The sequence below is a fragment of the Luteimonas mephitis DSM 12574 genome (assembly GCF_000422305.1).
GTDB classification, from domain to species: Bacteria; Pseudomonadota; Gammaproteobacteria; order Xanthomonadales; family Xanthomonadaceae; genus Luteimonas; species Luteimonas mephitis.
This window is the reverse complement of record NZ_AULN01000017.1, coordinates 80,167-93,454: the sequence shown is the minus strand read 5'-3', so window position 1 is coordinate 93,454 and position 13,288 is coordinate 80,167. Positions and strand designations below refer to the sequence as shown.

Annotated in this window: 12 protein-coding genes; 6 read left to right on the top strand and 6 right to left on the bottom strand. The window is 68.5% G+C overall.

Annotated elements, in window-relative coordinates; genetic code table 11:
• Window position 1: 1 nt before the first annotated feature.
• From H570_RS0107335 to H570_RS0107305, 5 genes are all read right to left on the bottom strand, one after another.
• The gene (locus H570_RS0107335) at window positions 2–1,309 is read right to left on the bottom strand and encodes an acetylglutamate kinase (RefSeq protein ID WP_036135522.1); all 1,308 of its coding nucleotides are present in this window, start codon (window positions 1,307–1,309) and stop codon (window positions 2–4) included.
• A gap of 182 nt (window positions 1,310–1,491) precedes the next feature.
• On the bottom strand, window positions 1,492–2,595 hold the full coding sequence (locus H570_RS0107325; protein WP_027080167.1) for an acetylornithine deacetylase: 1,104 nt from the start codon (window positions 2,593–2,595) through the stop codon (window positions 1,492–1,494).
• Window positions 2,596–2,769: 174 nt separating this feature from the next.
• The gene (locus H570_RS0107320; protein WP_027080166.1) at window positions 2,770–4,014 is read right to left on the bottom strand and encodes an argininosuccinate synthase; all 1,245 of its coding nucleotides are present in this window, start codon (window positions 4,012–4,014) and stop codon (window positions 2,770–2,772) included.
• Between the two features lie 52 nt (window positions 4,015–4,066).
• The gene (locus H570_RS0107315; RefSeq protein ID WP_027080165.1) at window positions 4,067–5,113 is read right to left on the bottom strand and encodes an N-acetylornithine carbamoyltransferase; all 1,047 of its coding nucleotides are present in this window, start codon (window positions 5,111–5,113) and stop codon (window positions 4,067–4,069) included.
• Window positions 5,114–5,375: 262 nt separating this feature from the next.
• Window positions 5,376–5,831 (bottom strand): hypothetical protein, encoded by a 456-nt coding sequence (locus H570_RS0107305; protein WP_051176212.1) that lies wholly within the window; start codon window positions 5,829–5,831, stop codon window positions 5,376–5,378.
• Between the two features lie 155 nt (window positions 5,832–5,986).
• On the opposite strand from H570_RS0107305, the gene cysS reads away from it, so the two are divergent.
• The 3 genes from cysS (at window position 5,987) to H570_RS0107290 (ending at window position 9,300) form a co-directional block, all read left to right on the top strand.
• Window positions 5,987–7,357: a cysteine--tRNA ligase gene (cysS, locus tag H570_RS0107300; protein ID WP_027080163.1), complete on the top strand. Its 1,371-nt coding sequence runs from the start codon at window positions 5,987–5,989 to the stop codon at window positions 7,355–7,357.
• 255 nt (window positions 7,358–7,612) lie between these two features.
• Window positions 7,613–8,050, top strand: coding sequence for a SufE family protein (locus tag H570_RS0107295; protein ID WP_027080162.1), 438 nt, complete (start codon window positions 7,613–7,615; stop codon window positions 8,048–8,050).
• 2 nt (window positions 8,051–8,052) lie between these two features.
• Entirely contained in the window at window positions 8,053–9,300 is a 1,248-nt protein-coding gene (locus tag H570_RS0107290) for an MFS transporter (RefSeq protein ID WP_027080161.1), read from the top strand.
• A 210-nt stretch (window positions 9,301–9,510) separates the two neighbouring features.
• On the opposite strand, the gene dksA is transcribed toward H570_RS0107290, so the two are convergent.
• The gene (dksA, locus tag H570_RS0107285; RefSeq protein WP_027080160.1) at window positions 9,511–10,524 is read right to left on the bottom strand and encodes an RNA polymerase-binding protein DksA; all 1,014 of its coding nucleotides are present in this window, start codon (window positions 10,522–10,524) and stop codon (window positions 9,511–9,513) included.
• 132 nt (window positions 10,525–10,656) lie between these two features.
• Here dksA and yidD point away from each other — a divergent pair, with 132 nt between their 5' ends.
• Genes yidD through H570_RS0107270 form a run of 3 tightly spaced genes read left to right on the top strand, consistent with a single transcriptional unit; the run spans window position 10,657 to window position 13,073 of the window.
• Window positions 10,657–10,884 (top strand): membrane protein insertion efficiency factor YidD, encoded by a 228-nt coding sequence (yidD, locus tag H570_RS0107280; protein WP_027080159.1) that lies wholly within the window; start codon window positions 10,657–10,659, stop codon window positions 10,882–10,884.
• Window positions 10,885–10,893: 9 nt separating this feature from the next.
• On the top strand, window positions 10,894–12,240 hold the full coding sequence (locus H570_RS0107275) for a dihydroorotase (RefSeq protein ID WP_027080158.1): 1,347 nt from the start codon (window positions 10,894–10,896) through the stop codon (window positions 12,238–12,240).
• Complete coding sequence (locus H570_RS0107270) at window positions 12,240–13,073, top strand: M23 family metallopeptidase (protein ID WP_027080157.1); 834 nt, start codon at window positions 12,240–12,242, stop codon at window positions 13,071–13,073. The genes H570_RS0107275 and H570_RS0107270 overlap by 1 nt, the downstream gene beginning before the upstream one ends.
• The last annotated feature ends 215 nt before the right edge of the window (window positions 13,074–13,288 follow it).

Below are 13,288 nucleotides of genomic sequence, written 5' to 3'. Positions count from 1 at the left end.
CTCAGTCCCGCAAGGTGGGTTCGCGCACGGCACAGTGCGCCACCGCGCGTTCGATTTCCGCGAAGCCATCCAGCCCGTACCAGAACGCCTTCCACTTCTCCTGCCGGTAGCAGCCGTCGGACTCGGCGTAGTAGAAGATGTTGACCGCGTTGTGGTGGCGCGAGCGCCAGAACAGGCTTGGCGTTTCTTCCCGCATCACCTGCCACACCGCGCGCCCGAGGCCTTCGCCCTGGGCGTCGTCGAGCACCGCGAACTTGTCCAGGTACGGCACGCCATCGACTTCGGTGAGGATCACCGCGGTGCGGTAGTGCTCGCTGACGTATGCGCGCAGCAGCGGCGTGCGCTCGAAGTAGTCATCGACCAGGCGGCGGCCGAAAGCCGACTCGATCAGCTCGCGCAGGCGCGGCAGGTCGAGCTGGTCCCAGCGCTGCGCGCGCAGCACCCGCTCGCCGCGGCGCACCAGCGTGCCCGAGCCCTTGTGCGTGAACAGCTCGTTGGCCAGCTCCGCCGGCCGGGTGATCGACACCGACGATGACGGCGGCAGCGCCATCAGCAGGTCGTGGATCTGCTCGATCTTCACCCGCATGCCCGAATGCAGCCACGGCTGCGCCAGCAGCTCGTCATACTCTGTGCTCAGGTTGATCGAGTCGATCACCCTGCCCGCGCCGTCCAGCAGGCCGCCGGTGGCGGTGAGGAAGACGATCTTGTACGGCTGCAGCGTCTTGATCAGTTCGTTGGCCGCCCAGTCGGCGTTGACGTTGACGATCTGGCCGTCGGCGGTTTCCCCCAGCGAGGCGATCACCGGGATCGAGCCGACCCTGATCGCGGCCTGGATGCCATCGGTGTCGACCCGGCTCACCCTGCCCACGAGCCCGTAGCGGTCGCGGTCGAGGAAGGCCGACTCGAACACGCCCGACTGGATCGACGTCGCGCGCACGCCTTCGGCCTGCAGTGCCTCGACCAGCCGCAGGTTCTCGCGGCGCAGCACCCGGCGCACCACGGCCAGCACGGCGGCATCGGTGTGGCGCAGGTTGTCGACGGTCTTCTTCTCGATACCGGCCGCCTGCATCGCCTCGTCGAGCTGGGGACCGGCCCCGTGCACGACGATCGGCGTCAGCCCGACCTGCTGCAGGAAGGCCAGCGACGACACCAGCGCGTCGAGTTCGTCGCGCAGCACGGCGCCGCCGACCTTGACCACGGCGAAGCGCGCCGCGTCGAGCTGCGAGAAGCGCTTGAGGTACTGGTTGATTTCCTTCGTGCTGCCCATGTTGGACAGCAGGCGGACGATCGTGGTGCGCAGGTCTTTCATCGTCAGCAGCCGTCCGTCAGCGCGGGGCCGGAAGCGCCCCCCGATCGCCGGCCAGGGCGGTCGAGGCGACGATGTCGGGTTCGACGGCGTGCATGAACATGGTCAGGTCTCCAGGGGATAGATGTTGCGGATACGAGGCAGGTGTCAGGGCGCATGCGCGGCTGCGCTGCGCAGGTCGAGCGTCAGGGGCCGGCCCTGCTGTTGCGGGCGATGATCCGCCGCACGGCCTCGGCGTAGTCACGCAGCTCCGACAGCGACACCCATTCGTCGGCGGTGTGCGCCTGGGCGATGTTGCCCGGGCCGCACACCAGCGCATTGAGCCCGGCGGCGGAAAACAGCGAGGCCTCGGTCCAGAAGTCGACCGCGTTGCCGATCGGAAACCCGAGGGCGTCGGCCAGGTCACGCGCGGCCAACCGGCGCTCCTCGGCTTCGGCGACGTCCCCGGCCGGCAGCGACGGGCCGCGGAAGGTCTCTTCGTAGCGTTCCAGCGCGCCGACGTCGGCCAACCCGCCAAGGCGCGCATGGAGCTCGTCGATGTCGTGCGACGGCAGCGGCCGGAAACCGAAGCGCACCTCCGCCGAGGGCGCGATCACGTTGGCCTTGATCCCGCCCTCGACGCGGCCGATGTTGAAGCGCAGGCCTGTCAGGCCGCCGAAGCGACGGTGCGACTCGCCTTCGACGAAGGCCAGCGCGTCGGCGCCCCAGCGCATTGCCTGGTGCAGCGCACTGGAGTCGATCGCATCGGCACCGGAAGCATGGCCGGCCTGGCCCTTGAAGCGCAGCAGCACCGAACTGATGCCCCGATGCGCCAGCACGGCTTCGCCGCTGGTCGGCTCGGCGACGACGACATGCGCGAACTCGTGCGGGCGCTTGAGGAAGGCCTCGATGCAGCGCGCGTCGTTGGCCTCCTCGTCACTGCCGAACAGGAACGCCGCATCCCCGCGCGACGCCTGTGCCGCGGCCACCAGGCAGGCCGCCGCGCCCTTGATGTCGCAGGCCCCCAGGCCGATCGCACGGCTGCGGGTCACCCGCAGCGCCAGCGGATCGCCGGTCCAGGCCGGCGACGACGGCACCGTGTCCAGGTGCACGTTGAACAGCACCTCGGGCGCACCGCGCACGGCGAACAGCGACACCGCGCCATCGCCGTGGTCGGTGACTTCCACGCGGAATCCGGGCAACTGCGCGCGCAGGTAGTCGAAGATGCCGCCGACCCCGATCCGGCGCGGCGGGTTGCGGGTATCGAAGGACACCAGTGCGGTGAGGTGTTGGAGGACCTGGTCAAGCATGTCGTCTGTCTGGATTCCCGATTGCCGGTAGGAGCGGCTTCAGCCGCGAGCTCTTGTCTTGTCCCTCTCCCTGCGAAGGCAGGGGAGGTTTGGAGTGGGTGCCCACGGTTCGCGGCGTTGCCAAGGGCACCCCTCCCCAACCCTCCCCTGCCTTCGCAGGGGAGGGAGCTGATTTCACCCGCGATTGACCCCCGCCCACAGCGTGCTGCTCATCCCGAACAGCTTGATGAAACCCTCGGCTTCCTCCACGCCCCAGTCCGCGGACTGCGCATAGGTCGCGCCGCTGCTGTTGAGGATGTGCGGCGACGCCACGGCGACGGCATCGGCACGGCCGCCGCGGGTTTCCAGCACCACCTCGCCATTGACCATCTGCTGCGACGAGGCGAGGAAGGCCTCCAGGTCGGTCTTCAGCGGATCGTGGAAGAAGCCCTCGTACACCAGTTCGACCCACTTGCGCGCCACGTCGGGCTTGAAGCGGTTCTGCTGCTTGCTCAGCACCGTTTCCTCCAGCGCGCGATGCGCCACCAGCAACGCCGTCAATCCCGGGGCTTCGAACACGATCCGCCCCTTCAGGCCGATGGTGGTGTCGCCGGTGTACAGCCCGCGCCCCACGCCGTACTGCGCGAACAGCGTATTGAGCTTTGCCAGCAACTTGTGCCCCGGCATCTCGTTGCCGTCCAGCGCCACCGCCTCGCCCCCGACGAATTGCAGCGTTGCGCGCAGCGGCTCCGCCGGCCAGGCATTGCGCGGCGCGCACCAGCCGCGTGCGCCGTCGCCGGGTGCCTCCCAGCGGTCGATCTCGCCGCCGGACATGGTCAGGCCCAGCAGGTTCTCGTTGATCGTGTAGGCCTTCTGCTTCGCCCGCACGCCGAAGCCGCGCTCCTCGAGGTATTGCTGCTCGTAGGCGCGGGTCTGGGTGTGTTCCTTCTGGATTTCGCGGATCGGCGCGACGATCCGGTAGTCGCCGCTGGACTTCACCGCAAGGTCGAAGCGCACCTGGTCGTTGCCCATGCCGGTGCAGCCGTGCGCGATCGCATTCGTACCCAGGTCGTGCGCGCGCGCCAGCGCGGCGTCGACGATCAGGTAACGGTCGGACACCAGCAGCGGATACTGTCCCTGGTAGCCCTCACCCGCCCACACGAAGGGCTTGACGAAGCCGTCCCAGATCGCCGGACCGCCGTCGATGGTGACGTGGCTGGCCACGCCCAGTTCCGCGGCGCGCGCCTCGATCGTGCGGCGTTCCTCCGCATCGACGCCGCCGGTGTCGGCGAACACGGTATGCACTTTCCAGCCGCGCTCCTGCAGCCACGGCACGCAGAAACTCGTGTCGAGGCCGCCGGAGAAGGCGAGGACGATGTCGGTGGAGCCGGGATTGGGGGTCGGGGATTGGGGATTGGATGAAGCGGATTGCGGCGACATGGGGATATCCATGGAAAGTTGTTTCGAAGGCGAAAGAAGGGGCCGGAGGCTTTTACGAATCCCCGATCCCCAATCCCGAATCCCGGCCGTCGTGGTGGCGCGCCAGCGCCACCATGACGGCCTTCTGCACGTGCAAGCGGTTCTCCGCTTCCTCGATCGCAATGCAGTCCGGCGAATCCATCACCGCGTCGGTGGCCTTGACGTTGCGGCGCAGCGGCAGGCAGTGGCTGAAGACGCCGTGGTTGGTCCTCGCCATCTTGGCCTCGTCGACGATGAAGTGCCGGTATTCGTCGCGGATCGGCTTTTCGCGCGCCCAGTCACCGAAGTACGGCAGCGCGCCCCAGCTCTTGGCGTAGACGACGTCGGCACCGGCGTAAGCGCTGTCGATGTCGTGGCTGACCCGCAGCGAACCGCCGCTTTCGGCCACGTTCGCCGCGGCCCAGCCCATGTAGCGCTCGTCGAGCACGTACTCCGGCGTGGGGCACAGCAGGGTCACGTCCATGCCCATGCGGGTGGCGATGGTCAGCGCGGAGTTCGCGACCGCGGTATTGAGCGCCTTGGGATGGTAGGTCCAGGTGAGGACGTACTTTTTGCCGCGCAGGTCGGTGGTGCCGAAGCGCTCCTGCAGGGCCAGCACGTGGGCCAGTTCCTGGCATGGATGGGTGATGGTCTCCATGTTGACCACCGGCACCGTGGCGTACTTCGCGAAGCCCTGCAGCACGCGGTCCTGGCGGTCGACCGACCAGTCGACGAACTTCGGGAATGCGCGCACGCCGATCATGTCGACGTAGCGGCTGAGCACCTTCGCCACTTCGGCAATGTGCTCCTCGGTTTCACCGTCCATGACCGTGCCCAGGTCGAACTCGATCGGCCAGGCGTCCTTGCCCGGCTGCAGCACCACCGCGTGCCCGCCGAGCTGGAAGGCGCCGAGTTCGAAGCTGGTGCGGGTGCGCAGCGAAGGGTTGAAGAACACCAGCGCGATGGACTTCCCCTTGAGCGCGTCGCCCGCGGGGCTGCGCTTGAACCGTGCTGCCTGCGCGAGGACCGCGTCGAGTTCGGCGCGGGTCCAGTCCTGGGTGTTGAGGAAGTGCCTGGTCATGGTCGGGGTCTGGAGTCGGGGTGAGGGGGTTGGCCTGCTTTTCGCCGCTCTGGAAACGAAAAAACCCAGCGCGAAGGCCGGGTCTGTTCCTGGAACTGCAAATGGCGGCAGGTCCGGCTACCCAGCGAGTCGGGTTTCCGGTCGGCGCGCGCGCGAGGTCATGCCCGCCGCCATGCGGGCGGAGGTCAGGATGTCGGCGCTGGCGTGCTGGGTCTGCATCGGGCGGGAATGCTCGCATGCGACGGCGCGGGCCGCAAGCATCCTAGCGGCTGCCGGAAACGATCGGGGTGATCGACACCCGCACCCGCAGCCGGTTGCCCGGGTCGTAGGGCAGGCGCGAGCGGTACTTCACCCCGTGGTGGACGTAATCGACGTCGTAGGCGATCGGCCGGCGGAACTCGCGCTCGGTCGGGACCAGCTCGCAGCCTTTCGCCGGGGGTTCCGGGTCGGCCGGCTTGTCCTTGTCATCGGAATTGGGCGTCAGGGCATCCTTGACCGCACCCACCACCCGCGCGAGGCCACGCCTGGGCTCGGCGCCATCGACCGTCGCATCGTCTTCGCACTGCTCCACCATCGCCGTTGCGCGCAGGGTCTGGTAGACCGGCTGGGCGCGCAGCACGCGGGCATACTCGGTGCGCACGTTCTCGATCTGGATCACCGTCTGCTGCGCATGCACCGGCAAGGCGGCCGACGCCGCAAGCAGGATCGCCACCAGCATTGGGGAAAGCATGCGGATTCGAAGCATCTCGACAGGCAGGGACCATCCGGACCGGACTTCAGTTTAGGGGCAGCCCGACGGAAAGGGCTGAATAGCGGCTGTCGTGCTCCGGGCCCGGCCGGTAGAATCGTGGGTCGCCCCCGTGACCGAACGCGATGAGCCTGCGCCTCCACAACAACCTGACCCGGCGCATCGAAGCATTCGCACCGCTCGATCCGGCGTGCCCCACCCTCTACGTCTGCGGGCCGACGGTCTACAACTACGTGCACATCGGCAACGCGCGCGGGCCGGTGGTCTTCGGCGTGCTGGCCGACCTGCTGCGGCGGCGCCACGGTGCATTGAAATACGCGCGCAACATCACCGACGTGGACGACAAGATCAACGCCGCCGCCGCCGAACAGGGCGTGCCGATCGCGACGATCACCGACCGTTTCGCCGCCGCCTACCGCGAGGACATGGCGGCACTCGGCGTCGCGCCGCCGGACGTCGAGCCGGAGGCAACCGGCCACATCGCGCAGATCATCGCCATGATCGAAGCGCTCGTCGCCTCCGGGAATGCGTATGCCGCCGAGGGCCACGTGCTGTTTTCGGTCGCCAGCTTCCCCGGCTACGGCAAGCTGTCGCGCCGCGACCCGGAGGAGATGCTGGCCGGCGCGCGCGTCGACGTGGCGCCTTACAAGCGCGATCCGGGTGACTTCGTGCTGTGGAAGCCGTCCACGCCCGAGTTGCCGGGCTGGGATTCCCCCTGGGGCCGCGGTCGCCCGGGCTGGCACATCGAATGCTCGGCGATGGCCGCCGCGCACCTGGGCGAAACCATCGACATCCACGCCGGCGGCGTCGACCTGCAGTTCCCTCACCACGAGAACGAGATCGCGCAGAGCGAATGCGCGCACGGCGGCCGCACGTTCGCGCGGTTCTGGCTGCACAACGGCATGCTCAACTTCGGCGGCGCGAAGATGAGCAAGTCGCTGGGCAACATCGAGAAGATCCACGACCTGGTCCGCGCGCATCCGCCCGAAGCGCTGCGCTACGCCCTGCTTTCGGCGCATTACCGGCAGCCGCTGGACTGGTCGCCGGCACTGATCGAACAATCGGTGCGGACCCTGGACAGGCTGTACGGCACGCTGCGCGACCTCGCCGATATCGATGCGCCGCCAATGATTCCCGACGCGGTCGAATCGGCGCTCGACGACGACCTCAACACCCCGCAGGCGCTGGCGGAAATCGCCGCGATCGCCGCGGCTGCGCGCAAGGCCGCGAGCGACGACGAGCGCCGGCGGCTGAAGTCGCAGCTGCTTGGTGCGGGACTGGCACTTGGCCTGCTGCAACAGGCGCCGGCCGACTGGTTCGGCCGCGGCGCCTCAGGCGACGACGATGCGCGCATCCAGGCGCTCATCGACGAGCGGGCGGCGGCCAAGCAGGCCCGCGACTTCGCCCGCGCCGACGCCATCCGCGACCAGCTGGCCGCCGAAGCCATCGTGCTCGAGGACACGCCGCAGGGCGTGCGCTGGAAGCGCGGCAGCTAGCCACCCGTAGGAGCGGCTTCAGCCGCGAGCTCTGTCTTGGCAGCAACGTCGGAAGCTGCGAGTTGTTCGTTTGCAGGAGCGGTGGAAGCCGCGATGCCTTCCTGGAAAGCGTTCGCGGCTTCCGCCGATCCTGCGAGAGAGTGTGTTCCTGTTCGAAAGCTCGCGGCTGAAGCCGCTCCTACGGCAGTTCGGCACAGGGGGCAGCCTTTGCGACAATAGGCGGCCCGCCCCTGGACGCCCCTCGGCAACCCGCACGTGACCGATACCCCCTTCCCGCTCGAACCCTCCGCCACCCAGGCCCAGCAGGCCATCAAGGAGGAGTTCGGCTTCTTCGGCGACTGGTCCGAGCGCTACCAGTACCTGATCGACCTCGGCCGCAAGCTGCCGGCGTTCCCGGAGGAATGGAAGACCGAGGAACACCGCCTGCTCGGCTGCCAGTCGATGGTGTGGATCGTGCCGTCCGGTAACGCGCAGCGGCTGGACTTCGCCGCGATCAGCGACTCGGCCATCGTCTCGGGCCTGGTCTACCTTGCGCTGCGGGTCTACTCGGGCCGCAGCGCCCGCGAGATCATCGACACGCCGGCGGACTACATCGCCGACATCGGTTTGGCAAAACATCTGTCGCCAACGCGCAGCAACGGCCTGGCCTCGCTGCTCGCCTTCATCCACGACACGGCCCAGCGCACCGCGTGAGCATCGCCGGGTCGCCGTCGGCCGACGAGGCGCCCTCCTCGCCGCTGCGCAACCCGGGGTTCCGCGCGCTGATGGCATACCGGATCTGCACGATCCTCTCCTACCAGGTCGTTGCGGTCACCGTCGGCTGGCACGTCTACGAAATCACCCGCAGCCCGTTCGCGCTCGGCCTGATCGGCCTGGCCGAGGTGCTGCCGTACTTCTGCGTGGCGCCGTTTGCCGGCTACCTGGTCGACCACCTGCCGCGGCGCAAGCTCGGCGTCGCCGCCTGCTGCGGGCTGTTGCTCACGGCGGTGGCCCTGGTCGCCGTGACGCAGGACTGGTTGCCGACCAGCCACGTGTGGCCGATCTACGCGGCGATCGCTTTCACCGGCGTGGCGCGCAGCTTCCTCGGCCCGGTCTACAACGCGCTGTTTGCACGGGTGCTGCCGCGCCAACAGTTCGTGAAAGGCGCGAGCCTGGGCAGCGTGGTATTCCAGAGCGGCATGGTGATCGGGCCGGCACTGGGCGGCGTGCTGGTTGGCTGGGCCGGCAAGAGCATCGCCTACGGTGCCGCCGGTTGCATCGTGGTGGTCGCGGCGATCGCGATCGGCACCCTGCGCGTCACCGAGCCTCCGCAACTGCTGCAACGTGCGCCGGTGTTCTCCAGCATCCGCGAAGGGCTGCAGTTCGTGTTCGGCAACCAGATCATGCTCGGTGCGATGGCGCTGGACATGTTCTGCGTGCTGCTCGGCGGCGCGGTGTCGATGCTGCCGGCCTTCATCAAGGACATCCTGCACTACGGCCCTGAGGGGCTCGGCATCCTGCGCGCCGCGCCGGCGCTGGGTTCGATCTGCGTGGCGCTGTGGCTCGCGCGGCATCCGCTGCAGAAGCACGCCGGGGGGGTGCTGATGATCGCGGTGGCGTGCTTCGGCCTGTGCACGATTGCATTCGGCCTGTCGCGGCACTTCTGGCTGTCGGCGGCGATCCTGGTCGCCTATGGCATGTGCGACGGCGTCTCGGTGGTGATGCGCTCGACGATCATGCAGCTGGTCACGCCCGACGAGATGCGCGGCCGGGTGTCGTCGATCAACGGCATCTTCATCGGCTCGTCGAACGAACTGGGCGCGTTCTACGACGGCGTGATGGCGCGCTTGCTGGGCCTGGTGCCGGCCGTGGTGGTGGGCGGCTGCGTGACCCTGGGCGTGGTCGGCATCACCGGCTGGAAAGCGCCGAAGCTACGGCGGCTGGACTTGCGCGAACTGCAGTGAAACGGTGGCCCGGGTTGGGCCGGAATCGAGGTTTCCCGGGAGGTCAATCCAATTCGCTGCGCCGGCTGCGGCGCGCCACCAGCGTCTCGGCCACCCAGGCCGCTGCACACCACGCAGGACGGCGGCGGGCGCCTGATGGCCGCGCACGAAAAACCCGGCCGAAGCCGGGTTTTCGTGGAAACACGATTCGCGGATCGAACGCGTGCCCGATCAGTCGCCGATCTGCTTCTGCAGATGCTCCCAGCGCTCCTGCTCGTCGATGGTGCGTTCGGCGGTGAGGCGGGCTTCGAGGCGGTCCAGGCCGATCTCTTCGCCCGAATCGACGCTGTAGCCGTACTCGCCCGAATCCAGCCGCTTGAGCGTGCTTTCGATCTTGCCGATCAGCTTGCGGTAGCGGTCGCGGGTGCGCAGTTCCAGCGAGTTCTCGGTTTCGCGGGTGGCGCGCTCGGCCTCGTCGCCGACGTCGCGCACTTCGTCCTTGAGGTTCTCGATGGTCTGCTTGGACTCTTCGACCAGGTCCTCGCGCCAGCTGATCAGGCGCTGGCGGAAGTACTCGGTCTGCAGCGGACTCATGTACTCCTCTTCCGCGCTCGGCCGGTAGTCCTTCGGCAGGATCGGGCGGCCGGTCGTCCCGTCGGTCTTGTAGGGCACGACCTTGTATTTGGTCTTTGGTGCGGGCGTCGGCGTGCGCGAGATCACCGCGACCGCCACCTTGCCCACCGGGCGCGGCGCGAACGGCGAACGCACGACCGCGGGCCTCGCGGTGTCATGCTTCTGCTGCTTCGAGGCGGACGCGGCCTGCTTGGCCGGCAGCGTGCGCTTCTTTTCGGCAACCGGCTTGGGCGCAGGCGTCTTCTTCGGAGCGGCCTTGGCAACCTTCTTCGCGACCGGCGCGGCCTTGGCGACCGGCTTGGCGGGCTTCTTCCCGGGCGTCTTTTTCAACGGCGACTTCTTCACGGCCTTGGCCGGCGCGGGCTTTGCCGTCTTCGCAACCTTCACGGCCTTCTTCGCCGGCTTGGCTACGACCTTCTTCGGCGCGGCCTTCGGGGCGGCCTTCTTCACCGGCGCCTTCTTCGGCGCGGGTTTCCTGGCAACGGCCTTCTTCGCGGCCGGCTTCACGCTGGATTTCTTGGCGGCGGATTTCGCGGCGGGCTTCCTGGCGGCGGGCCCGGCGGGCTTCTTGGCGGCCTTGGCGGCCTTTTTCACGGTTTTCTTGACAGCCACGTTGTTGCAATCCTTCCTGATCCCCTTGCCGGGGATGTGATTCCCTTGGATGGGAAAGCGCGCTGTTATACCCTGCCCTGACTACAGCGGCAACCGCGCGGGCCTTTTCCGAGCGTTCTTGCAAAACCCGACGTGATCGATCGTCTCCTCATCGCCCTCCTGCGCGCCTACAAACGCTGGCTGAGCCCGCTGCTCGGGCCGCGCTGCCGGTTCGTGCCGACCTGCTCCGAATACGCCATGCAGGCGATCGCACGCCACGGCGCCCTGCGTGGCGGCTGGCTGGCGCTGCGACGCATCGGCCGCTGCCATCCCCTGCATCCGGGCGGCCACGACCCGGTCCCGCCCGCACCCAACCCCTAGGAACCGTTCATGTCCGACACGCTGATCGTCAACGCCCGCCTGGTCAACGAGGGGCGCGAGTTCGACGCCGACCTGCGCATTTCGCACGGGCGCATCGACGCCATCGGCAGCGGCCTGGCCGCGCGCGACGGCGAAACGGTGGTCGACGCCAACGGCCGACGGCTGCTGCCGGGGATGATCGACGATCAGGTGCATTTCCGCGAACCGGGCATGGAATACAAGGCCGACATGGCCACCGAATCCACCGCCGCGGTCGCCGGCGGCGTGACCAGCTTCATGGACATGCCCAACACCAGCCCGCCGACGCTGTCGGCCGAGGCGCTGGAAAACAAGTATCAGCGCGCAGCCGGCCGCGCCCGCGCCAACTACGGTTTCTACATGGGCGCTAGCAACGACAACCTCGCGGCGATCCGCGTCATCGATCCGCTCGCAACCCCGGGAGTGAAGGTGTTCATGGGCGCGTCGACGGGCAACATGCTGGTCGACGATCCGGAAACGCTGGCTGGCATCTTCCGCGAAACGCCGGTGCCGATCATCACCCACTGCGAAGACACGCCGATGATCGACGCGATGCTGGCGAAGTACCGCGCCGAGTACGGCGACGACATCCCGGCCGCCTGCCATCCCGACATCCGCTCGCGCGAGGCCTGCATCAAGTCGACGCGGCTGGCGCTGGAACTGGCACGCACCCACGGTACCCGCCTGCACGTGCTGCACATCTCCACCGCCGACGAACTGGCGCTGTTCACGCCCGGCCCGCTGATCGACGGCAACGGCGTTCGCAAGCGCATTACCGCCGAGACCTGCATCCACTTCCTGCGCTTCGACCGTGGCGACTACGCGCGCCTCGGGCACCTCATCAAATGCAACCCGGCGATCAAGGACGCGAGCGACCGCGAAGCGCTGATCAACGCGCTGGCCTCCGACGTGATCGACGTGCTCGCAACCGACCACGCGCCGCACACCTGGGAGGAAAAGCACAATCCCTATGTGCGCGCGCCCAGCGGCCTGCCACTGGTGCAGTACGCGCTGGTCGCGGCGCTGGAGCTGGTGCGCGAGGGCCGGCTGAGCAACACCCAAGTGGTGCAGAAGCTCGCGCACGCGCCAGCGCAGCTGTTCGACGTGAAGCAGCGCGGCTTCCTGCGCGAAGGCTACTGGGCGGACCTGGCGCTTATCGACGACACGCCGTTCACGGTGCGCAACGAGGACGTGCTGTCGAAGTGCGCCTGGTCTCCGTTCGAAGGCACTACGTTCCACTCGCGGATCGCCGCCACCTGGGTCAACGGCCAGCTGGTCTGGGATGGCGAACGCATCGTCGGCGAGCCGCAGGGCCGGCGGATGGAGTTCGATCGTTGATGCGCTTGCTGCAAACGCTGGCATGCGTCCTTGCGCTTGGCGCGGCCGGCAGCGCATCCGCGCAGGGCGCCGCTGGCGGCGACCGCATCGTGTTTCCCGCCAGTGTGTCGCAAGGCGCGCTGGTATTCGGCAAGGTGCCGGCCGGCAGCGTGGTGCGCTACGCGGGCCGCGAATTGCGGCCGACGTCCTACGGCACCGTTGTCTTCGGCGTGGATCGGCAGGAAGCCGGGCCGCTGCGACTGGAGGTACTTCGCGCAGATGGCACGAGGACAGCCGAAAGCATCGCGGTGAACGCGCGCGACTGGCCGCTTGAGCGCGTCGACGGCGTGCCGCCGAAGACCGTGAATCCGCCGCCGGCGATCGCCGAGCGCATCCGCCGCGAGCAGGCCCGGGTGACGGCAGCGCGCGCCCGCGACGACGACCGCGCCGATTTCGCAGCGCCGTTCACCTGGCCGGTGCGCGGACGCATCAGCGGCCGCTTCGGCAGCGGCCGCGTTTACAACGGCCAGCCCGGCGCGGGACATTCGGGCATGGACATCGCGGTGCCGACCGGGACGCCGGTGCAGGCACCGGCCGCGGGCGTGGTGACGTTCGCCGACCCGGACCTCTACCTCACCGGCGGCACCCTGCTGATCGACCACGGCCATGGGGTGAGTTCGAATTTCCTGCACCTGTCGCGGATCGACGTGAAGGTCGGCGACCGGGTGGCGCAGGGGCAGGTGGTCGGGGCGGTCGGCGCGACCGGGCGGGCGACGGGGCCGCATCTGCATTGGGGGATGAACTGGTTCGACATTCGCGTGGATCCGCTGCTGGTGCTGGAGCGGACGCAGTAGGCGACGGCGGTTCGTTTCGCGGCGCGCTGCGGCGCGTTCATCATCACTGCCACCCGTGGGTCACGGGGGCGCGGTTCGACGTGCGCGTGGATCCGCTGCTGGTGCTGGAGCGCACGCAGTAGGCAACGGCGGTTCGTTTCACGGCGCGCTGCGGCGCGTTCATCATCACTGCCCCCCGTGGATCACGGGGCGCGGTTCGACGTGCGCGTGGATCC

Bases quoted from the DNA above. Each gene is read 5' to 3' on its own strand.
- H570_RS0107335 (WP_036135522.1), bottom strand. From the start codon at position 1,309: ATGAAAGACCTGCGCACCACGATCGTCCGCCTGCTGTCCAACATGGGC.
- H570_RS0107325 (WP_027080167.1), bottom strand. From the start codon at position 2,595: ATGCTTGACCAGGTCCTCCAACACCTCACCGCACTGGTGTCCTTCGAT.
- H570_RS0107320 (WP_027080166.1), bottom strand. From the start codon at position 4,014: ATGTCGCCGCAATCCGCTTCATCCAATCCCCAATCCCCGACCCCCAAT.
- H570_RS0107315 (WP_027080165.1), bottom strand. From the start codon at position 5,113: ATGACCAGGCACTTCCTCAACACCCAGGACTGGACCCGCGCCGAACTC.
- H570_RS0107305 (WP_051176212.1), bottom strand. From the start codon at position 5,831: ATGCTGGTGGCGATCCTGCTTGCGGCGTCGGCCGCCTTGCCGGTGCAT.
- cysS (WP_027080163.1), top strand. From the start codon at position 5,987: ATGAGCCTGCGCCTCCACAACAACCTGACCCGGCGCATCGAAGCATTC.
- H570_RS0107275 (WP_027080158.1), top strand. From the start codon at position 10,894: ATGTCCGACACGCTGATCGTCAACGCCCGCCTGGTCAACGAGGGGCGC.
- H570_RS0107270 (WP_027080157.1), top strand. From the start codon at position 12,240: ATGCGCTTGCTGCAAACGCTGGCATGCGTCCTTGCGCTTGGCGCGGCC.